The 21,963-nt window shown below is 54.4% G+C and carries 19 protein-coding genes; 10 read left to right on the top strand and 9 right to left on the bottom strand.

Translation table 11 applies throughout. From position 1 onward, the window contains the following. Window positions 1-2: 2 nt before the first annotated feature. From oppB to AC2TAD_RS14175, 3 genes are all read right to left on the bottom strand, one after another. Complete coding sequence (oppB, locus tag AC2TAD_RS14185) at window positions 3-926, bottom strand: oligopeptide ABC transporter permease OppB (RefSeq protein ID WP_209196323.1); 924 nt, start codon at window positions 924-926, stop codon at window positions 3-5. Window positions 927-993: 67 nt separating this feature from the next. Next, entirely contained in the window at window positions 994-2,622 is a 1,629-nt protein-coding gene (locus AC2TAD_RS14180) for a peptide ABC transporter substrate-binding protein (protein WP_170754247.1), read from the bottom strand. A 401-nt stretch (window positions 2,623-3,023) separates the two neighbouring features. Then, on the bottom strand, window positions 3,024-4,259 hold the full coding sequence (locus AC2TAD_RS14175) for a lytic murein transglycosylase (RefSeq protein WP_480868424.1): 1,236 nt from the start codon (window positions 4,257-4,259) through the stop codon (window positions 3,024-3,026). A gap of 171 nt (window positions 4,260-4,430) precedes the next feature. Between AC2TAD_RS14175 and AC2TAD_RS14170 the strand changes: the two genes are divergently transcribed. Genes AC2TAD_RS14170 through AC2TAD_RS14155 form a run of 4 tightly spaced genes read left to right on the top strand, consistent with a single transcriptional unit; the run spans window position 4,431 to window position 8,428 of the window. Beyond that, window positions 4,431-5,393, top strand: coding sequence for a cytochrome ubiquinol oxidase subunit II family protein (locus tag AC2TAD_RS14170; RefSeq protein WP_480868422.1), 963 nt, complete (start codon window positions 4,431-4,433; stop codon window positions 5,391-5,393). Beyond that, the gene (locus AC2TAD_RS14165) at window positions 5,390-7,480 is read left to right on the top strand and encodes a cbb3-type cytochrome c oxidase subunit I (RefSeq protein WP_480868420.1); all 2,091 of its coding nucleotides are present in this window, start codon (window positions 5,390-5,392) and stop codon (window positions 7,478-7,480) included. Before AC2TAD_RS14170 ends, AC2TAD_RS14165 begins: the two co-directional genes overlap by 4 nt. Continuing rightward, on the top strand, window positions 7,477-8,109 hold the full coding sequence (locus tag AC2TAD_RS14160; RefSeq protein WP_170754238.1) for a cytochrome c oxidase subunit 3: 633 nt from the start codon (window positions 7,477-7,479) through the stop codon (window positions 8,107-8,109). Before AC2TAD_RS14165 ends, AC2TAD_RS14160 begins: the two co-directional genes overlap by 4 nt. Next, on the top strand, window positions 8,102-8,428 hold the full coding sequence (locus AC2TAD_RS14155; RefSeq protein WP_234899478.1) for a cytochrome o ubiquinol oxidase subunit IV: 327 nt from the start codon (window positions 8,102-8,104) through the stop codon (window positions 8,426-8,428). The genes AC2TAD_RS14160 and AC2TAD_RS14155 overlap by 8 nt, the downstream gene beginning before the upstream one ends. A 32-nt stretch (window positions 8,429-8,460) precedes the next feature. Here the strand turns inward: AC2TAD_RS14155 and AC2TAD_RS14150 are convergent, their stop codons facing one another. Continuing rightward, window positions 8,461-8,829, bottom strand: coding sequence for a CrcB family protein (locus tag AC2TAD_RS14150; protein ID WP_331251872.1), 369 nt, complete (start codon window positions 8,827-8,829; stop codon window positions 8,461-8,463). Next, window positions 8,823-9,191, bottom strand: a complete 369-nt coding sequence (locus AC2TAD_RS14145) for a fluoride efflux transporter FluC (RefSeq protein WP_170754413.1) — start codon at window positions 9,189-9,191, stop codon at window positions 8,823-8,825. The genes AC2TAD_RS14150 and AC2TAD_RS14145 overlap by 7 nt, the downstream gene beginning before the upstream one ends. A gap of 336 nt (window positions 9,192-9,527) precedes the next feature. Between AC2TAD_RS14145 and AC2TAD_RS14140 the strand changes: the two genes are divergently transcribed. The 3 genes from AC2TAD_RS14140 (at window position 9,528) to AC2TAD_RS14130 (ending at window position 13,538) form a co-directional block, all read left to right on the top strand. After that, a complete protein-coding gene (locus AC2TAD_RS14140) occupies window positions 9,528-11,003 on the top strand; it encodes an FMN-binding glutamate synthase family protein (RefSeq protein ID WP_480868418.1) in 1,476 nt (491 codons plus the stop codon). A 61-nt stretch (window positions 11,004-11,064) separates the two neighbouring features. Continuing rightward, a complete protein-coding gene (locus AC2TAD_RS14135) occupies window positions 11,065-11,604 on the top strand; it encodes an RNA polymerase sigma factor (RefSeq protein ID WP_480868416.1) in 540 nt (179 codons plus the stop codon). After that, on the top strand, window positions 11,601-13,538 hold the full coding sequence (locus tag AC2TAD_RS14130) for a vWA domain-containing protein (protein ID WP_480868415.1): 1,938 nt from the start codon (window positions 11,601-11,603) through the stop codon (window positions 13,536-13,538). The genes AC2TAD_RS14135 and AC2TAD_RS14130 overlap by 4 nt, the downstream gene beginning before the upstream one ends. A 41-nt stretch (window positions 13,539-13,579) precedes the next feature. On the opposite strand, the gene AC2TAD_RS14125 is transcribed toward AC2TAD_RS14130, so the two are convergent. The 4 genes from AC2TAD_RS14125 to AC2TAD_RS14110 are packed head-to-tail and all read right to left on the bottom strand — an operon-like array spanning window position 13,580 to window position 17,489. Beyond that, entirely contained in the window at window positions 13,580-14,230 is a 651-nt protein-coding gene (locus AC2TAD_RS14125) for an ABC-type transport auxiliary lipoprotein family protein (RefSeq protein WP_170754228.1), read from the bottom strand. After that, entirely contained in the window at window positions 14,227-15,543 is a 1,317-nt protein-coding gene (locus tag AC2TAD_RS14120; protein ID WP_480868414.1) for an MlaD family protein, read from the bottom strand. Before AC2TAD_RS14120 ends, AC2TAD_RS14125 begins: the two co-directional genes overlap by 4 nt. Window positions 15,544-15,547: 4 nt before the next feature. Continuing rightward, window positions 15,548-16,363, bottom strand: coding sequence for an ABC transporter ATP-binding protein (locus tag AC2TAD_RS14115; protein ID WP_480868412.1), 816 nt, complete (start codon window positions 16,361-16,363; stop codon window positions 15,548-15,550). A gap of 1 nt (window position 16,364) precedes the next feature. Then, window positions 16,365-17,489 carry an MlaE family lipid ABC transporter permease subunit gene (locus AC2TAD_RS14110; RefSeq protein ID WP_480868410.1) on the bottom strand — a complete coding sequence of 375 codons (1,125 nt, stop codon included), beginning with the start codon at window positions 17,487-17,489 and terminating at the stop codon, window positions 16,365-16,367. A gap of 241 nt (window positions 17,490-17,730) precedes the next feature. Between AC2TAD_RS14110 and AC2TAD_RS14105 the strand changes: the two genes are divergently transcribed. The 3 genes from AC2TAD_RS14105 to AC2TAD_RS14095 all read left to right on the top strand — a co-directional run bounded on the left by AC2TAD_RS14105 (window position 17,731) and on the right by AC2TAD_RS14095 (window position 21,944). Next, window positions 17,731-19,263, top strand: a complete 1,533-nt coding sequence (locus AC2TAD_RS14105; RefSeq protein WP_480868408.1) for an alkaline phosphatase family protein — start codon at window positions 17,731-17,733, stop codon at window positions 19,261-19,263. Window positions 19,264-19,377: 114 nt separating this feature from the next. Next, the gene (locus tag AC2TAD_RS14100; RefSeq protein ID WP_480868536.1) at window positions 19,378-21,243 is read left to right on the top strand and encodes a PAS-domain containing protein; all 1,866 of its coding nucleotides are present in this window, start codon (window positions 19,378-19,380) and stop codon (window positions 21,241-21,243) included. Continuing rightward, the gene (locus tag AC2TAD_RS14095; protein ID WP_209196309.1) at window positions 21,243-21,944 is read left to right on the top strand and encodes a response regulator transcription factor; all 702 of its coding nucleotides are present in this window, start codon (window positions 21,243-21,245) and stop codon (window positions 21,942-21,944) included. Before AC2TAD_RS14100 ends, AC2TAD_RS14095 begins: the two co-directional genes overlap by 1 nt. The last annotated feature ends 19 nt before the right edge of the window (window positions 21,945-21,963 follow it).

Genomic DNA, 21,963 nt, shown 5'->3' with positions numbered 1-21,963 from the left:
CCTTAGTACCGGATTTTCGGATCGAACCAGGCATAGGCCAGGTCGGTCAAAAGGTTCACGACGACGGTCAGCGCGCCATAGAGGATCGTGACCCCCAAAAGTACCGCGTAGTCGCGTGAAAGGGCCGAGCCGACATAGGCTTGCCCCAGACCTCCGGTCGAGAAATAGATGTCCACGAAGACCGAACCGGTCAGAACATAGACGAAGACCGGGCCCAAATAGGAGACGACGGGCAAGAGCGTCGGTTTCAACGCATGGCGCCAGATCACGGTTCTGGTCGGCAGGCCCTTGGCCCGCGCGGTGCGGATGAAGTTCGAGTTCAGAACCTCAAGCATCGACGAGCGTGTGATCCGCGCGATCGAGCCGACATATGAGGTCGCGAGCGCGATGACGGGCATGATCAGGTATGGCCATTGCCCCCCATTCCAGCCACCGCCCGGCAACCAGCCCAACCACAGGGTAAAGGTCAGGATCAGGATCGGGCCCATGATGAAGTTCGGCAGCGCCTGAGCTGCAATGCCCAGACCGACAGCGAAATAGTCGATCCAGCTATTGTGCTTGATGGCTGCCGCAATCCCCAGGCCTACGCCAATCGTGGTAGCAAACAGGAACGACAGCGATCCATAAGTCAGCGAGATCGGGAAACCTTGGGCGATGATGTCGTTTACATCGCGGTCCTTGAACTTGAAGGATGGCCCGAAATCGAAATGCACCACGATGTTATAAAGATAGTCCCAGAGCTGTTTCCACAGCGGCTGGTCCAGCCCATAGCGTGCCTCGATATTGGCCAGAACCGCAGGCGGCAGAGGCCGTTCCGAGGTGAAAGGCCCACCGGGCGCGAAGTGCATCAAAAAGAAACAAGCGACGATCAACAACAAGATCGTCGGAACGGCGACCAACAGCCGCCGGATGATATAGGCAAGCATTTCATGCCCCCAATTATTGGCTGTGCCCCAAAAGCGGTTCTTGGGGCACAGCGGGATCTAAAGGTGATTACTCGGCTGTTTTGTAGAGGTTTTTGGAGTACCAGTTCTGCTCTACGTTATTGACCGGCCAGTTCCCCACATCGCTGTCCATCATGTAGACGCCAGCATAGTGATAGATCGGGATGACGGGGGTCTCTTGCGCGATGATACGCTCGACCTCGGTATAAAGCGGCGCGGCATCGTCCGCGGTTTTGGCAGAGGCCAGCAGTTCATCAACTTTGGCGTTGTTATACTTGCCGTCGTTATAGCCCGAATCCGACTGCAACAGGTCCAGGAAGGTCGAGGCTTCGTTGTAGTCGCCACACCATGCGCCACGGGCCAGATCGAAGTTCTGGTTACCGCGCTCTTCCAGGAACACTTTCCATTCCATGTTGGCCAGCTCGGCGTTCACGCCCAGTTTCTGTTTCCACATCTGGCTCAGCGCCACGGCAACTTTCTTGTGGGCCTCTGACGTGTTGTAGACCATCTCGAAGCTCAGCGGATTGTCTGCGCCATAACCGGCCTCGGCCAGTAGTTCCTTGGCCAGTTCGTCCCGTTCGGCTTGCGACATCGACGCCATTTCGACGTCCGGAACGGTGAAGCCTGCGGTTGCTTCGGGCGCGAAAGTATATGCCTGCGGCTGACCGCCTGCCATGATGTTCTCGGTGATGATCTTACGATCTACGGCAAGCGACAGGGCCTGACGGACATTCGGGTCTTTGAACGCTTCCGGACCACCTTCGGACAGGTTGAACGTGTAGTAATAGTTGCACAGACGCGGGAAGCTGATCGCCTCTTCCGGGTGCTCTTTTTGCAGGCGCGGGAACTGGCCTGCGGGAACTTCCGTGCGGTCCAGTTCACCGGCCAGATAGCGGGTCAGGGCCACGTTTTCATCGTTGATGACCAAGGCCACTACCTTTTCGATGATCGTGTTGTCATTGTCCCAGTACATCTCGTTGCGCTCGCGGACCGAGCGTTCCTGCGGCAGATGCTCGGTAAGAACATAAGCACCGTTCGACACGATGTTGCCGGGCTTGGTCCAGGCGTCGCCGAACTCCTCAATCACTTTCTGCGGGGCAGGGAAGGTGGTCGCATGCGTGGTCATCTGCGGGAAATAGGACAGCGGTGCGCTCAGCTTTACTTCCAGCGTGTGGTCATCGATGGCCTTGACGGCCAGATCGTCAACCGGCTTTTCGCCTGCGATAATTTCAGACGCGTTTTCGATCGACATCAGCTCCATGTACCACGCATAGGGCGAGGATAGAGCGGGATCGACGGCGCGTTTCCAGGCAAAAACGAAATCGCCTGCTGTAACCGGATCGCCGTTGGACCACTTAGCGTTGTCTCGCAGGGTGAAGGTGTAGACATCTTTGGCGTCATTCGTGGTAAAGCCTGTTGCTACACCTGGAACCAGATTTCCGTCTTCGTCCTGGTTCATCAGACCTTCGAACAGATCGCGGACGATCTCGGCGCCCGAAACATCCTCAACTACCTGCGGATCGACCGAGCTGTGCTCGTCCAGAATGCGATATGTGAACGTCTGGTCATCGGCCAGCGCTTCACCCGTGGTCGGGTGGGTCCCGGCGGCAAAAGCCGCGCCGGTGATCATGGTCGAGGTCAACAGACCTGCTAGCGAAGTTCGAATATATTTGTTCATGTTTGTATTCTCCCGTTTTTGGGGGCGACACACGCATAGCCCGTCAGAGCGGTCGCTGACCTCTCTGATTGTCCGGCTCGGATCGAGCTCGGGACGGGTTCACAGTTTGCTTTGTCAGATCGCAATGAACACCGCGTCGCAGTCTTTCGGTTGCAGTCGGAAACGTGGTTGCGAAAGTCGCCCTTCACTGGGGCCGACGTTGGCATTATTTCAAAAAAGGTTAAAGCCTTTGCCTGCAAATTGGGCAATCTAACGTCAATTGTGAATGAAAACGGGTCCTATCCGGCAATAAAATAATTTAGCGCAGGCGCTTCTTGACACTTTTGTGAAGCTGCTTGGAAACACGTTGACGCTTTACGCTTGGTAATGGCTCAAGCATAGCCTGTGAAAACAGCGAATCGCTATTTGGCCAGAGTCGCTTTCATTGAAGCCGCGGGGAAACAGGTCGGGATACGGCCAGTTTGTTCCTGCCACCTACCGATAGAACGGCGCGTCTTGAATCCAGGTAAACCATCCGCTCCGCCCACGTCGTGCCCTTGAGCTTCTAATGATTTCTGCATTGCTACAATGTCTGATCGGTAAAGCGGGTCTATCGCACCCCAACGTCCCTTGAAGTCGCCGATTTGGTACTGGATGCGATCGCTTACGTGGCCGACAAACAGTGCATACAGATCGCTGTTGTTGTATCGCTTCAGCACATAGAAATTTGGTGTAACCAGAAATGCTGGTCCGTTTCGACCAGCAGGCATCATCAGATATCCTTCTTCGGGCAGTTCATGCTGTGGGAATGGTTTCCCCGACACTCTCTGAATGCCCAGTTTAGCCCAATCACGAATAAGTTTACCCTGATCAGGCCCCTCGTTTGCGCAGGACACAGATAGGGGAACCGTGACTTCAAATCCCCAATCGCGGCCCGGCACCCAGCCATGCCGCGCAAGATAGTACCCAATTGACGACAAAGTATCGTCAACCGAGGTCCAGATGTCTGCGCGTCCGTCTCCGTTTCCGTCAACCGCATGTTCAAGATAATTCGAGGGCATGAACTGGGGTTGCCCAAGAGCTCCGGCCCAACTGCTTTTCATCCTACCAGGTGGGGCGTGGCCCGCCTCGGCAATCTCGAGCGCTGCGATCAGTTCTTTGGTGAACAGTTCCGCCCGCATGCTCATAAACGCTTTGGTAGCCAGAACCTGTATGGCGTCATGCCGGATGGGCACTTGACCGTATCCGCTTTCTCGTCCCCAAATAGCCAACAATATGCGGGCAGGGACACCGGTTTCAGTTTCAACTCGGGCAAGCACCGCGCCATGGCGGCGGGCCATCTTACGCCCAACCGAGGTTGCACCTTGCACTGAGCCAGGGTTGAAATAGCGGGCAGGCGCACCGAATTCGGCCTGTTTCTGTTGTGTCGGCTGCACCTTGTGTGTTCCGGGTGGAACCAGGTCGGGAAGATCCCAGTTGAGCATCACACCGTCAAATGCTTGCTGAAAAGTGTGTTTTGAAACGCCCTTGGCTTTTGCGTTCGGCCATATGGTTTCACCAATCCACGCCTGAAATTGGTGTTCGATAGCAGCGCGGTCCTGAGCCCGCGCAACAGTCGTGCAAAGTAGAAGAGCAAGAAAACAAAAAATCCAACGCATTTCCGAATTGTCTCAACCTAGGTGTTCCGCAAGTCAATAGTGTCGTTTGTATAAGGCTGGGGTTGATCGCAAAGGAATACGAACAATTTGGGGTTTTGGAAAACTCTTGAGAAATCGCCCGACTCTGTTGATAGTTCAGCCAGACCATATGCCGTAGGAGGGCGAACAGGCGTGGCCCATTTCAGAGTGTCATCCGCTGTGTTGCCAATCGCCGCATTGGCTCTGACCGCGGGGTTGTTTGCACATGTGGCCCATGCTGCCGACAGTTTTCTGGAGCCGCAAGGCCCCATCGCAGCCGTTCAGAAAACACATCTGGTGCGAGCAACGCTGTTGATCCTGATTGCTGTTGTGCCGGTTTTATGCCTCGTACCTTTGATCGCAATCAGGTATCGCAGGCGCAAACAAAGTCAGTCAGCTTATGCCCCGAACTGGGACTTTTCGGCGCGTCTGGAGTTCTTGATGTGGGGCGTTCCGGTCGTGATCGTCGCGGTCTTGTCTTTCTATCTGTGGAAGGCAACTCACCGGTTGGATCCTTATGCAAACTCATTTGGTGAAGCGCCTGCCATCAATGTGCAGGTCGTAGGCTTAGATTGGAAATGGTTGTTTATCTATCCTGACCACGGCATCGCCACTGTAGGAGAGTTTGGGATACCTGTAGGCCAACAAGTCGCGATAACGTTGACGACTGACACCGTTATGCAGTCTTTCATGATCCCTGCGTTAGCCGGCCAGATTTACGCGATGCCGGGAATGACCACTCAACTGCATCTCGTCGCCAACACGCCAAAGACCATGCTGGGTGAAAACACGCAGTATAATGGCAGGGGCTTTACCAAGCAAAAATTCCTGACACAGGCCATGCGGTTGCAGGATTTCGATGCGTGGGTAAACAGCGTGCGAGCCAACGGCATTCCGCTAACAACCGAGACCTATAAAATACTGGCAATGCGCACCGACAGGGACGAAGTTCAGGCTGCGTTGGGCACCGCGACGATGCCTCTGAACGCCTTGTACTTCACACTGGATGACGGCGACTTGTTCCATTCTATTCTGCACCGTTACCACAGCGGTCAACCTTTGTCGGCAGCGCAACAGCCCGGGACCGTTTCATATGGTCAGGAGGGCGGACAATGACGACTGCGTACAGCGAAACATTCGGCCGCCTGAGTTGGGACTCTTTTCCGATTGCGGGGCTGATCCAGTCTCCGAACGCCAATGAGATAGTCGCCAACGCCGCCGCCGCGATAGTGATCGTCGGAGCAATAGCCGTTGTCGCCTTGCTGACTTGGTTTCGTCTTTGGGGCCCTCTTTGGCGCGATTGGCTGACCAGCGCGGATCACAAGAAAATCGGCATCATGTATATAGTCTTTGCCATCGTCATGTTGGCTCGGGGCGTTCTCGAAGGTGTTGTGATGCGCGCTCAGCAGGCCGCAGGCCCAGGTGAAGGTTTTCTGGAAGCTGAACATTTTGCTGAACTGTTCAGTACCCATGGCACAATCATGATTTTCTTTGTCGCGGTTCCTTTCGTGTTCGGCATTGCGAATTTTTTGGTTCCCCTGATGATCGGTGCACGAGATGTCGCCTTTCCGGTCATGAACCAGATCAGCCTTGGTTTTACGGTCTCCGCAGGCATGATGCTGATGGTGTCATTGGTGGTCGGAGAGTTCTCGACCGGCGGCTGGACGGCCTATCCACCCTATACTGGTGCAGCCTTTAACCCCGGTGTAGGACCGGACTACTGGATCTGGGCCATTGTTGTGTCGGGTATCGGAACAACTCTGACAGGTATAAACTTTGCAGTAACAATCTATAAATTGCGCGCGCCCGGTATGACCTTCATGCGTCTGCCGATGTATTGTTGGACGATCATCTGCAGTTCGATCCTGATCGTTTTCGCAATGCCACCGCTTGGCGTGGCGGCTCTCATGTTGGCGGCGGATCGATATCTGGACTTCCATTTTTTCACCAACGACCTTGGTGGGAACATGATGAACTATGCCAATCTGTTCTGGCTGTTCGGACACCCCGAGGTCTATCTGCTGGTCCTTCCCGCGTATGGGATTTATTCCGAGATTTTCGCAACCTTTTCGGCGAAACGACTGTACGGCTACAACTCGCTTGTCATCGCCACGATGTCGATCGCGGTTATGTCGTTCACGGTTTGGCTGCACCATTTTTTCACGATGGGTCAAAGCGCGCTGATAAATGCGGTGTTTGGGATTGCGACGATGCTGATCGCTATTCCGACCGGAGTGAAGGTTTATGACTGGATGGCCACACTGTTTCGGGGCCGAATCCGTTTCTCGGTCCCGATGCTGTATGGCCTCGCATTCCTTATGCTGTTTGTGATTGGAGGCCTCAGTGGCGTTCTTCTGGCTAATCCAACGTTGGATTATCAGGTTCACAACACGCTGTTTCTTGTCGCGCATTTCCACAACGTGTTGTTGCCCGGGGTGTTGTTTGGGTTGCTGGCTGGATACAACTACTGGTTCCCCAAGGCCTTTGGGTTTCGTTTGAACGAAGCTTGGGGGCGACTGACGGTTGTTCTGTGGACAGTTGGGTTCATGTTGACCTTTTTGCCGCTGTATTTCGTCGGTCTGATGGGGATGCCCAGACGGTCTTTCAGTTGGGAGGACCCCAGCTTCCACCCCTATATGATCGTTGCGGCGCTTGGATCACTGGTGATCCTGTCAGCGCTGCTGGCGGTCGTTGCGCAGTTATGGATCAGTATCAGAGACCGCGAGAAAACACGCGTGCCGGTTGGCGACCCATGGGATGCCCGCACACTGGAATGGTCGACGCCGGCGCCGCCGCCGCCTTACAACTTCGCTATCATCCCCAACGTGACCGAGCGGGATGATTTTGCTGCGGCCAAGGAACGAAATGAAGCTTACCCGCAGCCTGAGGCTTACGAGGATATTTTGCTGCCGCGCAATACCGCGATCGGTTTCGTTTTGTGTGTTTTTAGTGGTGTTTGGATGTTCGCGCTTGTCTGGTGGATCTGGTGGTTGGCCGCGTTGATGAGCGTCCTTATCGTCGTGGCGTTCATCGCCTGGACGTTCCAAACGGACACCGAAGTGGTCATACCGGCCACCGAGGTGCGCAAACAGCATGAAGCATGGCTTGAGATCGTGCGCAATTCGGACCCTGTCAATCGCGACCATGAATGCGCACCTGAAAACCGTGGTCTCGCGCGACCAGATATGGAGGCCACAACATGAAGCGCGCTCCAACCCACAGTTACCCCGGATTGAATCTGGGCCGCAGGCATCCCGAAGCGGACAAGGCCAGTGAAGTCGTCACATTCGGTTTTTGGGTCTTTCTAATGAGCGACCTTGTCTATTTTGGTCTGATGTTCGCGATCTACATCACCATGATAGATGCGCAGGCCGGTGGACCCGGTCCGCATGAGCTGTTCAACCTTAAGAGCATTTTTGCCCAAACGCTCATCTTGCTTACGAGCAGCTTGACTGTGGGGCTGGCGATGCTGGCCTTGAAGTACAACCTGCCACGCTCACGCATTGTGATGTGGTTTGGCGTCACGCTTGTTTTGGGGTTGAGTTTTCTGGTTCTTGAAATGAGTGATTTTATGGCGATGGCTGAAAAGGGAGGCATTCCCCAACGCAGCGGGTTTCTGTCCGCTTTCTATGGCCTCGTTCCACTGCACGGCCTGCACGTTGCTGCCGGTTGCATCTGGTTGATCGTGCTTGGCATCCAGCTTCGCGTTTTTGGTCTGACAGACCTGCTTATGTCGCGGGTCGTGCGGTTGGCCTTGTTTTGGCATTTCCTTGACCTGATCTGGATCGGGATCATCACGATCGTTTATTTCGGAGGGCTTGCCTATGGATAAGCGCAGCGAAATGCACCGTCGGGAACGCCGCCGTTATCTTATAGGATATGGCGGTTCACTGCTTCTGACCATTTCTGTCTTCTTGGCAGCGTTTGTCTTCGGTATTGCGACCAAGGGCGTTTATTTGACGATTGGATTGCTGGGGCTTGCGCAATTGATTTTACAGCTGGTCTACTTCCTTCACATTGATCGCAGGCGCAGTAGCCGTGAAGATTTGGATCTTGTGTTGTTTTCAACGCTGGTTTTGCTGATCATCATAGTCGGTACAATCTGGATCATGGGAAATTTGGCGGTGCGCATGCACACGTTTCCAATGTAGTGACCAAGTTAGAAACGCGAACTCTTCGGCACTCAAAGCCTCGTCAATAAAAGACCAAATCCAAGCGCTATCCAGCATAAGGCAAGGCTGAGGCATATGTTGCCCGCAGCCAGGGCAAATGTGTTCCTGCGCCGCAACTCCAGCGACTGATAAGCAAAGCTTGAAAAGGTCGTGAAGCCACCGCAGAACCCGAAAACAAGGTGTTTCTGTTCTTCGCTTATCTCAGTTACCCCGCCGAGGTACCCGATCCAGAGGCCCAGAATGAAACTTCCTGCAACATTTACGATCAACGTCGCAAAAGGCAGATCGTGATTGATTTTCAAAGCCACCCATTGGCGCAGGACCGCACCTAGACCTCCGCCTAAACCAAACATTATATGCTGGTAAAATTCGCTCAACACCCGGACCTCGTGTTGAAAACGCGGCGACCTATTGCTTCGCCCGCGAGGGCGGCAATCAGGCCACATGCGATCTCAAGTACAGCAGCCATTGCGGCGTACCAGGGGTTTATAGCGGCCAACATGTCTAAGTCTGCAACAAAAGAGGAAAAGGTAGATAGCCCGCCGCAAAACCCGACAGCGCCAAGGTGCAGGACATGGGCATGTACGCGGTGTCTTATGGAATATAGCCAGCCCAAGACAAAACAGGCGGCAATATTAATCCCGAAGGTTGTTGTTAGGATCCGAATGCCGGGGATCTCTATAGAAAAAGCCTCTCGAAACAACGACCCTGCTGCGCCACCCACGAAAACAGCCAAAAACATCCACGCTGTGGCTGAAACCTTCGGGTGGGTAGATTTTTGGGCCAATGGTTTCGTCCGTTTCAAGCGTGCGAGTTGGATACCGTGTGACTAAAGTAGGATCAACTATGAGCCGACCGTGAAGCCCTGCCCTCAAAATCACCGTCATCTAAATGCACTGATACAATTGCTTGCAATCAAACGCCAAATGCCCCCACGATTTGATCGACCCGCCATCTGATTTGGAGAGCTAGGATGATCGTCCGCAGACTATTTTATTTTCTCAGTTATGTGTGTCTGCCGCTGACGGTTGTTTGGGGACTCTTTTGGCCTCCTGCGCATTGGTTGTTGATATTCTTGGTGCCATATTCAGTGATCGGGCTTTATGACGTTCTGACCACCAAGCACAATGTGCTCAACAACTATCCGGTTCTAGGTCACTTCCGATATATGTTGGAGTTCGTCAGCCCCGAGATACGTCAGTATTTCGTTGAGACCAACGAAAGTGGCCGACCTTTTAATCGTATCATCCGTGGGTTGGTCTATGCGCGCGCCAAGGGGCAGGTGGATACGCAGGCGTTTGGTACGCAATACGATATCCTGACCGTTGGGTATCACCGCGCCAACCACTCGCTCGCGCCCAAACATGTGGATGAAAGCGAAAAGCGTGTCTTGCTGGGTGGCCCCCAGTGCAGCCAGCCCTACAACGCCTCGCGATTGAATGTATCTGCCATGAGTTTTGGTGCCTTGAGCGCAAACGCGATCAGAGCTTTGAATGGTGGCGCTAAAGATGGTGGATTCGCCCATAATACTGGTGAAGGCGGATTGTCTCCGCACCATTTGGCCGAGGGCGGAGACATCATATGGCAGATTGGAACCGGTTACTTTGGGTGTCGGACGGCCGATGGCGGTTTTGACAAGGACAAATTTGCCGAAAAAGCCGGCACAGAAGTTGTCAAGGCGATTGAAATCAAGCTGTCGCAAGGGGCCAAGCCATCTCATGGCGGTGTGCTGCCTGCCGCAAAAGTTGACCAAGAAATCGCTCAAATCCGGGGTGTGCCGGTGCATCAGGACGTTATTTCTCCGCCGGTGCACTCTGCATTTGAGGGGCCAACGGGCCTGATGCATTTCGTGCAGCATCTGCGCGAAATATCAGGTGGTAAGCCGGTCGGGTTTAAACTGTGTATTGGACGCCCGTCTGAGTTCATGGCAATCTGCAAAGCGATGCTTGCAACAGGGATTGTGCCGGACTTCATCACCATTGACGGTGCCGAAGGTGGCACCGGCGCGGCCCCGGTCGAATTTACCAATCGACTGGGGATGCCTCTGAACGAGTCTCTGATCTTCGTCAACAACTGCCTGTGCGGCGTAGGGTTGCGGGATCAGATCAGGATCATTTGCTCGGGCAAAGTGGCGACGGGATATGACATGATCGAGAAATTCGCGTTGGGTGCCGATATGTGCAACTCGGCCCGGGCGATGATGTTCGCGATAGGTTGTATTCAGGCCCTGCACTGCAACACAAACAGATGCCCATCCGGCGTGGCGACCCAAGACCCGATCAGGGGGAGAGCGGTGAACGTACCGCAAAAACGCAAGCGTGTTCAGCGCTACCATGACGCGACCGTGGATAGCTTTGTAGAAATTCTGGGGGCTATGGGCAAAGAAACCACCGCCGAGTTGCACCCATCAGATATCCGGCGCCGTACCGCAGATGAGCGTGAGAATTCCTATGCTGATCAATACACGCTGGTGGCTTCCGGTGCCTTCCTTTCAGGTTCCATTCCGGATGAGTATGCGGCTGATTGGGAACAAGCCACATCCGAACATTTCTGATTTTTTTACGAATGCCGCCAAGGATTGACCTTTCAGATGCGTCTTACTCATCGTGATGCGCATGGAAACGTCGGATGAAGACTTGGCTCAAGCCGCGATTGAAGGGGACGCTGAGGCGTTTGCTGCCCTTCTGGAGCGTCACTACGATCGAATTTTCCGTCTGGCCTATCGATTGACCGGCCGCGAGGAACAGGCCGAGGATATTACTCAGGATATCTGTGCCGGTTTGCCGTCCAGGATTGCCGGGTTTCAAGCGCGGTCGAAATTTACCACTTGGTTGTATCGCGTTGTGGTGAACGCCGTCGAGGACACACGCCGCAGGCAGGCGACGCGCAGCAGAGCTGCGCTTGGGTGGGGCGACGTTGAGCAGATGCGCCGCGCCGAAGCAGCCGAGGTAGCGGAAGCCGTCGAGTGGCTGCAAACAGCGATGCGGTTGTTGCCGCTCGACTTGCAGGAGACGCTGGCCCTGACCCTTGAAGATGAGATGACGCATGCGCAGGCGGGTGAAGTATTGGGAGTGTCCGAAGGTACCGTGTCATGGCGTCTTGCTGAAATTCGAAAGCGTCTGCGTGCAATGCGACAAGAGGAGTTGGCGCAATGACCGATGATCTTGAGCAGTTGAAGAAAGTAATGGACGTCTCGACCCCCGGTCCAGACGCATCCCGTCGAGCCGCCAATATGAAACTGGCGCAAAAAAACTTTGCGGCGCTCCAAGGATCGTCCGCCCTGGACCGTCCCAATGTCAGGCGAGGCCTATTGGCCCGCGTGACAAAAGGAGCGAAATCCATGTTGAATGCCCTCTCACACCGTGGTCTGCTGACGGCCACGACAGCCGTTGCAACCGTTGCTCTGGTTGTGATCCTGCCGCAGACTCGTGACTATGTGCCGAAGCCGACGTCTTGGAAACAAGTCCAATCCGATGTCCCACAAAATGTGGTGGCAGAGGCTGAAGACGCTCTCGGTAACAGTGAGCCAGGGTTTGAAGCCCCAGTGTTGGCCGAACTCGCCGCCCCATTGTCCGAGCCGAGAAACCAGCGGGCTACAGGCCAGAAATCCGTCGTGGACGGTAATGCCCTGACTGCGGATGAGGGCGGCAGCACGCCACCTGAGCTGTCGCGCCTGCATGGCTTGTCCCTCGAAAGGGATACTGAGGCATTTGCCACTGCCGAAACAAACCCGCTGAAAATTACAGCAGACGATCCCGTGTCCACATTTTCGATCGACGTCGATACGGCCTCATATTCAATCGTTCGGTCGTCGTTGCTGAATGGCAAATTGCCCCCGCGTGATGCGGTGCGTATCGAGGAAATGATAAACTACTTCCCCTACGCCTATCCTCTGCCCGACGGTCAAGCGCCTTTCCGACCTTCGATCACTGTAAGCCCAACCCCTTGGAACGATGGGACTCAGCTTGTCCATGTCGCAATTCAAGGTACGACGCCGGTTGTCGAGGAACGCCCGCCGCTTAACCTTGTCTTTCTGATCGATACGTCGGGTTCGATGCAGGACGCCAATAAACTGCCGCTGCTCAAGAAGTCCTTCCGCTTAATGCTGGCTGAGTTGCGGCCCGAGGATCAGGTGTCCATTGTCACCTATGCAGGCAGCGCTGGACAAGTTTTGGAGCCGACATTTGCCTCTGATCAAGGTAAGATCCTAGCTGCTCTTCAGCGCCTTGAAGCCGGTGGTTCGACTGCAGGGCAGGCCGGCTTACAGCAAGCATATGAAGTGGCGGAAACTATGTCTGCTGAAGGTGAGGTTACCCGAGTCCTTTTGGCGACAGATGGTGACTTCAATGTTGGGATGGCTGATCCCGAAGCGCTGCGGGACTTTATTGCTCGCAAGCGAGACAGCGGAACATATCTCAGCGTTCTGGGGTTTGGGCGCGGCAATCTTGACGATGAGGTCATGCAGACGCTGGCTCAGAATGGGAACGGTCAGGCCTCATACATCGACACCTTGAGCGAGGCGCGTAAAATTCTGGTCGACCAACTGACAGGTGCATTGTTCCCGATCGCAAATGACGTGAAGATTCAGGTAGAGTTCAATCCCGCTCAGATCGCTGAATACCGCCTGATCGGTTATGAAACCCGAAGCCTCCGACGCGAGGACTTTGCAAACGACAAGGTCGATGCCGGAGATATCGGGGCAGGGCATTCGGTCACGGCGATATACGAAGTGACGCCGGTGGGGTCTGAAGCCATTAGGAACCAACCTCTTCGCTATGCCGACAGCGTGGTGTCCGACGCGTCTGAAGAGATTGGCTACTTGAAGCTGCGCTTCAAAGCACCGCGCTCAGAAGAAAGCCAATTGATCCAGGAACCGATTTTCTCCGGGCAGGGCGACGTGACCGAAGATATTGGTTTCTCATATGCCATTGCAGGGTTCGGCCAGTTGCTACGCCGAGGTGAATATCTAAATGGCTGGTCTTATGATGAAGCCATCGCATTGGCCAGCACATCCCGTGGCGATGATACGTTTGGGTATCGATCAGAAGCTGTGACGCTGATGCGCCTCGCGCAATCGCTTGAACGTTAGTCACAACGGGTGCCGTCCTACGCGGCACCCAATAACCTCTATCAGAAAGACCTAGGGTTGTTGCTGGCGTGGGTGTGTATTCTCCGAATACTCCATTCGACAGCGTCGCGCATGGTCTTGCCCAATGCGACGTCAAAGGCATTGACCAGATCGGGTGTCTGGTCGCTTTCTGAAATGACATATTCTTGAAACGAGTCCGACGCGATGATCTTGTCCTCGAACTCATCGATGATTTTGATATTCATTCTGACTTCGACCCGTACAATTGATGAGCCGTCGGGCTGTTCTACGACGATTCCCTGAAATTCGCGTAGGTCTGGGACTATGACATAGTCCGCGCGCAAACCCACAATGGACCGTCCGACTGCAGCGACTTTTCCGCTGTTTTCATAGCTTTCGACCAGCAGGGATTGAACAATCAAAGGTGCCCGGTCCACCCAACGCGCCCGCGGTAGGTATTGCACCTGAAGCGGTGTAGGTTGCACCGCGATCTGATCCGTATTGACCGCCGCGGTTGCGGTCGGTTCTTCCACTACAATCTGTCGTTGGATTCGTGGCAAGGACGTTGAAAATGTGCTTTTGGGCGTGAGCAAGTAGAGATCGTTCGGTTTAGACGCCTGCGTAAGCGTTCCCAGCCCTGTACAGCCCGCGATGGCCGCAACCGCCAGTAAAGCAAGGAATATCCTGATCATTGGCGAAACTCCGATGCTTGGGTTCCCAGCAAAAAGCGTGCAGGATCGCGTTCGACCTTGTCGACCAACCGATCGAGGCTAACGACAAGCCGTTGGGATTCTTCGATAAAGCGAGTGAATTGGGGCAAGCCAACTCGCATGAAATCAGAAAGTTGACGGCGGTTCTCCTGAACGATGCCGTCAATCGTGCCTAGCAATTCAGAAGCGGACTTTGAAGCACTGAGAACATCAGCTGATATCTCGTCCAGCCGGTCGGTTACCCGTGTGACCGTGTTCGCCACCTGATTGGCTGCGTTACGAATGTCTGCAACCACCTCTCCCACGTCTTCGTTAATCACTCGGTTCGCCGAGTCAAAGGCACGCTCGGCCGAGGTGAGGGTTCCCTTGGCCGCTTCCATCGCACCTGTGATCGTACCAAGGGTTTTGTTTGCATTCAGGAAAGTCTCGGAAACGGTTGCCAGCGCGACGCTGCCTTCATCCGACAGGCCCGACAAGTTCTCAGCCAAAGACGAGGCTTGCTCAATGAATGGTTTGAGATCCTGTTGGATGACCTGATCCGCTGTTTCAAAAGTAACCTTTGCACTGTCCAAGGCAGCAGCGGCGGATTCGGACGCTGTTTTAACGCTTTTTAAAGTGTCCGTACCAGTTTCCAGCGTTGTTTCCGCCGTGTCGGCCAGATTATCAAGCCGTTTTGAGAAAGCAGAAATCTCACGCGCTGCTCCACCCAGATCAGACGACAGGCCTTCAAAGTCTGACAGTGTCTTATCTAGGCGACCAGTGGCCGAGGCGACGTTTTCCAGAATATCCGAAACTGCCTGCCGGTTCTTGTCGTCGACGACCTCATTGATGTCTTCTAGCAACGTTATTGCCTTTTCCATCAGCAGCGGAGCGCCTTCGAATAAGGATTGTATCGCGCTGCGTTTACTTTTGATGAGGCTATCTTGCGGCAGACGCTCGGCTGTGGGCGAACCACCGGTCAGCTCGACATAGCTGACACCTGTTACACCAAGCGATTGTAACTGAGCGATTGTCTCTGTCGTAACCGGGATTTCTGCGTCAACTTCCAGACGAACGCGTACTTTTGAAGGGTCATTTTCATCGAGATTCAGAGAAATCACCTGACCTACCGGCAGGCCATTGTAGCTGACTCCACCAGCAGCGGATAGGCCCGAGACATTGTCGAACAACACATCATAGTAAGCGTATTGCCGCGAGATTTCGAATTTGGCGAGCCACAGAAGGAACCCGAAAGCACCAAGTATGCCCGCAAGGGTGAAGGCGCCGATCAAGATATAATTCGCTCGGGTTTCCATGGTTCTACCTGCTTTGCCCTTTCTCTTGCGCTGCGCGCGCCCGAGGGCCGGTGAAATATTCTTGCACCCAAGGATGATCGACTTTGGTCATTTCTTCAATCGGCCCTTCAACCAAAACGCGTTTTTCCGCGAGAACGGCAATACGGTCACAAATGGCATACAGGCTGTCCAGATCGTGCGTGACCATGAAAACAGTTAATCCCAGCGCATTTTGCAGTTCTCCGATCAGATCGTCATAAGCGGCGGCTCCGATCGGGTCCAACCCGGCCGTGGGCTCATCCAAGAAAACGATTTCGGGATCCATTGCCAACGCACGGGCCAGCGCAGCCCGCTTGCGCATCCCGCCTGAAAGTTCCGAAGGAAATTTGCCGCAACTGAGCTGCGGCAAACCGACTAGGCTGATTTTCAAACTGCCAAGTGCGCACATTAGGCTTTCACTCATACCAGTATGTTCCCGCAGAGGAGCGATGACATTCTGCAAAACGGTTAGTGACGAAAACAGCGCCCCATCCTGGAATGCAACACCCCAACGCTGTTCAATCCTTCGACGCTCCTGTTCGGGACCGTTCAACACGTCGACGCCCAGAACTTCGATACTGCCAGCAGCAGGTTTGTTCAGCCCGACAATTGTCCTTAGCAGAACGGACTTACCAGTACCTGACCCGCCGACGATGCCCAGTACCTCACCGCGCCAGACGTCCAGATCAAGGTGCTGGTGAACCACCTGCGGCCCAAACTGGTTGGTCAGGTTACGTACCCTAATGACGGCCTCGCGCTGGGTGTCGGCCTGGGTTGTTTTCTGCGGCACGGTTCCGTCCATGTCAGACTCCCATAACCGAGAAGAAGATCGAGAACAAAGCGTCCAGTGCAATAACCATAAAAATGGATTGAACCACAGACGAGGTTGTCCTCTGCCCGACGCTTTGAGCAGACCCCTTGACCTGCAACGCTTGCCAACAGGCGATAACACCGATGACCAGCGCAAAGAACGGCGCTTTGATCATGCCGATCGCAAATTGCCAGATGCCTGTGTTTTCCTTCAACCGCGTCGCGAACATTCCGGGGCTGACGTCGAGGTCGATCCAGCTCATAAGTCCACCGCCGATCAGGGCGGAGACATCGGAAATGAAGCCAAGGATCGGCAACATAATCAGCAAGGCGACCACCCGCGGGATGACCAGAACCTCAATCGGGTCCAGGCCCAAGGTGCGCATGGCATCAATCTCTTCCTGCACTTTCATCGAGCCTATGGACGCCGTGAAAGCCGAACCGGACCTACCTGCCACAATAATAGCCGTCAAAAGGATGCCCAATTCCCGCAAAACCGAGATCGAGATCAGTTCGACTACGAAAATCTCGGCGCCGAACTGTTTCAACTGGGTTGCACCTTGGAATGCCAAAACGACGCCAATCAGAAAACCCATCAAGGCAACGATCGGAATGGCTTTGAAACCGACCTCTTCCATCTGCGAGACCAGAGCCGCCCGCCGTAGCCTGCGTGGGTTCAGAAGGGTCCGACCTAGTCGGTGCAGCGTCAGGCCAAGAAAGTCCAGCATCGACAGGGTGTCTTTCCACCCGCCCGCCGTCCGTTTGCCGACGCTTTCCACCCAGTCTCCAAAGCTGCGATGGTGAATTTCAGTTACTGGGTCATCGGGGATGCTTTTGGATACAGTCGCAATCAGGTCGGAATAGGCAGGTGACGCACCATGAAGATCAATCTCACCCCCTGCCTTTTGTACCCGGCGCGTCAGATCGGCGACCAGCCATGCGCCGCTTGTATCCATTGCCTGAACGTCTGACAGGTCCACAACGACCTTGTTCCCCGTAGGCGTGAAGGATGTGAATGCGGCTTCTATACTGCTTAGGGTTTGGGTTAGAAGTTCACCCGACACTAGAATGCTGATGCCTTCAGCATCATGGTTCAAATTTACGGTTGGTCGGGTCATGAGCGTATGTGATTTAAAACACGCGTGCGCTGCAACGTATTTTTCGAAAGATTCGGGTTATTCTCTCCTCTCAATAGCGCATGTGTGACAGTTTCAGACGCAGGATTGATCGATCAAGCCGACAAACACGTTTCAAGTCTGATCTTAACTAAGGCCAAGTGTGACGAATCTGTTGCTGCTTGGGTAGAACCCGGACAATGTCCGCATCAAAAGCCAAGCCAGCAGGATCAGAGGAATTGGGATGCAACGCGCCGGGAATGTCCTTTTTATCATTATTGACCAGCTTAGGGCCGATTGTCTGAACGGCGCACTGGCGGGACATGTCGACCTGCCCAACATGCGCGCCTTCATGCAAGAGGCGGTGACGTTTGACAGGCATTTTTCAGTGACCAACCCTTGTGGCCCGTCGCGCGCCTCTATCCTGACCGGGCAATACGCGATGAACCATCGGTCCGTGCGAAACGGGACACCTTTGCGCCACGACACCCCGACCATAGCAAGTGAAATGCGAAAGGCTGGCTATTCGCCTTTGTTGTTTGGCTATACCGACACGACGGCCGACCCTAGGATACACGACCCAAACGACCCTGTTCTTCGGTCTTATGAACGACCCATGGCCGGGTTCGAGGAAGTGGTCGAGATGCGACTAGAAGAGTCTTATCCATGGCGGTCGTACTTGATGAAACAAGGCTATTCCTTTGACAGCTATTGGGATGTCCATTCACCGGTCTCTGAATCCGGTGGTCCGGCCAAGCTGAATGATCCAGCGTTGTACGCGGCCAAAGACAGTGACACCGCGTTTTTGACGGATGTATTCCTTAATAGTATGGCGCCGCTTGTTGGGCAGAATTGGTTTGCGCATCTCACCTATATCCGCCCGCATCCACCCCTTGTGGCACCTGCCCCCTACAACAACATGTATGACCCAACGTCGCTCCCTCTGCCTGGCGGGCTTGGGGGCGCGAACAGCGAGGCCGAAGTTCATCCATTCTTTGCACCTACTATGCAAAAACAGACTGCTGCTGACTTCGTCCTGGGTTTTAAGAACGTTGATCCGACGCCTGAGAACATCCAAATTCTGCGATCTGTTTATCTGGGGTTGGCGACGGAAGTCGACCACCATATCGGACGGGTCGTCCAGTTCCTGAAGGACAGTGGCCAGTATGAAGACACTTTGATCATTATCACTGCTGATCACGGAGAGATGCTCGGAGATCGAAACAGCTGGGGTAAAATGACCGTCTATGATGCGGCCTATCACACGCCCCTTTTGATCCGGTTGCCTGGCAATCGAGACCAAGCGGGTTCCGTCATTTTTGCTCCGACCGAATCCATCGATGTTACCCCGACCATTCTCGACTGGATTGGGCAATCCATTCCAAATTCGATGGATGGGCGGTCTCTGCTGCCTTTGCTGCGTGGGAACCTGCCCGAGGACTGGCGCAGCTATTCCTTTAGTGAGCTGGACTTTTCCGAACCATTGAACCCCACGATCTGGCAGGAACAGCTAGGGACTGATCCCAGCGATTCATCCCTTGGAATATTGCGGGATGACCGCTTTACTCTGGTCGAGTTCGCTGCGGACCTGCCTCCCATGCTTTTTGACCACACGGGCCGTGGAGAGTTTGAAAACGTGGCGTCAAACCCCGACTACGCACCCGAACTGGCCCGGCTTACGCGCCAAATGTTGCGGCACCGAATGCGCAATATGGACCACACGTTGTCATTATGTGCGATTACATCCGACGGCCCAAAGTCTCGCTCTAGGCATTGATCGAATTCTGCGTGGCCTTGGGCGCTAACGCCTCTACACCTGCGAGATTTCCGATGTTACGGATATAACTCGGGGAGGGTGGAATTGGACATCACCGAAGAACAGATCAAAGCGATGACGTCGGCCGGGTTGAATCTGATTGGTCAGGCGTTGTCGATCTATGACAATCAGCTGCGACTGGTTGTAAGCAATCGACCGTTTCAGGTGATGTTTGACCTGCCCGATGACCTCGTAAAACCCGGTGCGCTGTTTCGGGATACCATCCACTATCTGGCGACACATGGTGAGTATGGCGATGATGCGGATGCTGACCAGATCGTCGAACGCCGAATCCGACAGGCTTTGACTTTTGAACCCCACTACCTTGAACGCGTTCGAGCCAACGGTCAGGTTATCTCGGTCGAGGGCGCGCCATTGCCGAAGGGGGGGTGGGTTGCAGTTTATACAGATATCACAAACACCAAACAGGCTGAGGCCCTGCTGCGCGCCCGTTCGGTAGAACTGTCCGGGCAACTTTTGGACAGGGCCGAGGAACTTTCGGCAGCGAACCGAAAGCTCGCTTCTACAAATTCGGCATTGGAAGAAGCCAAGCGGCAGTTGACCGAAACCGAAGCCCGCACGCGCATGACGACTGAAATGATGCCCGCTCATATAGCGCATTTGGATATTGAAGGAAGATATGACTATTCCAATCGACGTCTGAATTCAGTGATGCCAGGCCGTCCGTCCGATATAATCGGGATGCATATTTCTGAGGCATTGGGTGCTGCGGCCTATGACAAAGTCGAGCCGCACCTTCAGAAAGCGTATGACGGGGAAACATCCGTTTTCGAGTTCACTGAAAACCAGGGTTCGCGACGTATTCGTGTTTCTTTCACGCCAGACAAAGAAGGCGGGGTTTATGTCATGTCAGTCGATATCACCGAAGAAACACAAGCCCGGGTCGCCTTGCAGCAAACGCGCCGTCGGGCCATGGCGGCCCAGATGACCAGCGGCCTTGCCCATGATTTCTCGAACCTCTTGACGATCATTCTTGGAATGCAATCCCGACTGCAAAAGATGGACTTGCCGGAATATGCCCGTGAGTTGGTCACCGCCACGCAACAGACCGCCCGCCGCGGGGGCCAATTGCTGAACAGAATAGCGGATATGACGGGCAATCGTACTCCTCAACCCAAGGCAACCGATATGCGTGGGTTACTTGAAGACCTGCGCATTCTGGCCTCGCCGTCGTTGCCGCGCGGTGTTGGGCTATCGGTGGTCAATACACTGCCAGACGTCGCCTTGATGCTGGATTCAGGCATGGTGCAGGATGCCCTGCTGAACCTTGTGTTAAATGCGCGCGATGCCTGTGGTGAAACAGGTCAGATTACCATCAGCGCTCATAAGGTGGGTAGCATCTGGGCGGAAATCGCGGTTTCCGATACTGGCCCCGGCTTTTCGCCTGAAGCATTGGACAAAGCACTCAACCCGTTTTTTACCACCAAGGGGAATAAGGGGTCTGGGCTGGGTTTGCCAATGGTTTATGACACGGTCAAACTGGCTGGCGGCGATTTGGATCTGCGCAACACACCGTCTGGCGCCTCTGTGGTGCTGCGTTTGCCGTACAGACCGGCTCCGCCCGTGCAAGAGGGGCTTGTTCTGTTGGTCGAAGACAGCGACGCGCTCAGAAGCCAATTCCGCGACATGCTGGTCGAACTGGGATTTTCCGTGATCGAGGCAACTTCGAAATCCGAGGCTTTGGCTTTGGTTCAAAATTTACAGGACATAGTCTTGGTGCTGTCGGATATCCGCCTGGAGGGAGAGGAGACCGGGTTGAATCTTTTGGACGACATAAACGCATCGGTGCCCTGCATTCTAATGACTTCGCTGCCTTATTCCGATCCATTGCACAAACAAGCGCTTGTACGAGCACCAGTTTTACGCAAGCCATTCACCCGCGCTCAACTTTGCGCCCTGATCAGAACCGAGGCCGCCTGATGACCCAACCACTGGTCACGATTGTTGATGACGAACCTGAAATTCGACGGATATTGACCGATGCTTTGGAGGAGGCAGGCTTCCGGACCCAGAGTTTCTCTCGTGCGCGCGAGTTTGAAGCCTCGTTGAAACGTGTTACTCCAGACGTGTGCCTAGTGGATCTTTCATTGCCTGACACAGATGGTCTGGCGCTGGTGCATCGCTTGGCGCTAGAGCAAGGCGCAGCGGTCATAATCATCTCGGGCCGAGCGCAGGTACAGGACCGGGTTACCGGTTTGGAATTGGGTGCTGATGATTATATCACCAAGCCCTTTGATCCTGCCGAAGTTGTCGCGCGTATACGGGCCCGGTTGCGAGCGCCGCGGGTGCGACCAACTCATTCTGATGTGGCACATTTTAACGGTTGGACTGCCTATTTCGATCGCTACATTCTGGATGATGGCGCAGGGACCGAGACCCCATTCAGCCACGCCGAAGGGGAAGTTTTGCGGCTGTTTCTGGAAAGCCCAAAAAGGTTGATCAGTCGCGCACATATGCAAGAGACTTTGGGCGGTGCCGCAGGGGATAGTTTTGATCGGGCGATGGATGTCAGAATATCCCGACTGCGTACCAAATTGGGTGAAGACCCCAAAAACCCCAGATTAATCAAAACGATTTATGGTGCAGGCTACATTTTTCTGGGAGATGTCGTTTGGCAATAAGCGAGCGGCATTATGAGTT

The sequence above is a fragment of the Ruegeria sp. HKCCD7628 genome, from assembly GCF_057221005.1.
Note: the sequence above shows the minus strand (reverse complement) of the source record. Positions and strands in the feature narration are given on the sequence as shown.

Bases quoted from the DNA above. Each gene is read 5' to 3' on its own strand.
- AC2TAD_RS14130 (WP_480868415.1), top strand. From the start codon at position 11,601: ATGACCGATGATCTTGAGCAGTTGAAGAAAGTAATGGACGTCTCGACC.
- AC2TAD_RS14100 (WP_480868536.1), top strand. From the start codon at position 19,378: ATGACGTCGGCCGGGTTGAATCTGATTGGTCAGGCGTTGTCGATCTAT.
- AC2TAD_RS14120 (WP_480868414.1), bottom strand. From the start codon at position 15,543: ATGGAAACCCGAGCGAATTATATCTTGATCGGCGCCTTCACCCTTGCG.
- AC2TAD_RS14165 (WP_480868420.1), top strand. From the start codon at position 5,390: ATGACGACTGCGTACAGCGAAACATTCGGCCGCCTGAGTTGGGACTCT.
- oppB (WP_209196323.1), bottom strand. From the start codon at position 926: ATGCTTGCCTATATCATCCGGCGGCTGTTGGTCGCCGTTCCGACGATC.
- AC2TAD_RS14115 (WP_480868412.1), bottom strand. From the start codon at position 16,363: ATGGACGGAACCGTGCCGCAGAAAACAACCCAGGCCGACACCCAGCGC.
- AC2TAD_RS14145 (WP_170754413.1), bottom strand. From the start codon at position 9,191: ATGTTTTTGGCTGTTTTCGTGGGTGGCGCAGCAGGGTCGTTGTTTCGA.
- AC2TAD_RS14160 (WP_170754238.1), top strand. From the start codon at position 7,477: ATGAAGCGCGCTCCAACCCACAGTTACCCCGGATTGAATCTGGGCCGC.
- AC2TAD_RS14180 (WP_170754247.1), bottom strand. From the start codon at position 2,622: ATGAACAAATATATTCGAACTTCGCTAGCAGGTCTGTTGACCTCGACC.
- AC2TAD_RS14125 (WP_170754228.1), bottom strand. From the start codon at position 14,230: ATGATCAGGATATTCCTTGCTTTACTGGCGGTTGCGGCCATCGCGGGC.
- AC2TAD_RS14155 (WP_234899478.1), top strand. From the start codon at position 8,102: ATGGATAAGCGCAGCGAAATGCACCGTCGGGAACGCCGCCGTTATCTT.
- AC2TAD_RS14135 (WP_480868416.1), top strand. From the start codon at position 11,065: ATGGAAACGTCGGATGAAGACTTGGCTCAAGCCGCGATTGAAGGGGAC.
- AC2TAD_RS14095 (WP_209196309.1), top strand. From the start codon at position 21,243: ATGACCCAACCACTGGTCACGATTGTTGATGACGAACCTGAAATTCGA.
- AC2TAD_RS14110 (WP_480868410.1), bottom strand. From the start codon at position 17,489: ATGACCCGACCAACCGTAAATTTGAACCATGATGCTGAAGGCATCAGC.
- AC2TAD_RS14105 (WP_480868408.1), top strand. From the start codon at position 17,731: ATGCAACGCGCCGGGAATGTCCTTTTTATCATTATTGACCAGCTTAGG.
- AC2TAD_RS14175 (WP_480868424.1), bottom strand. From the start codon at position 4,259: ATGCGTTGGATTTTTTGTTTTCTTGCTCTTCTACTTTGCACGACTGTT.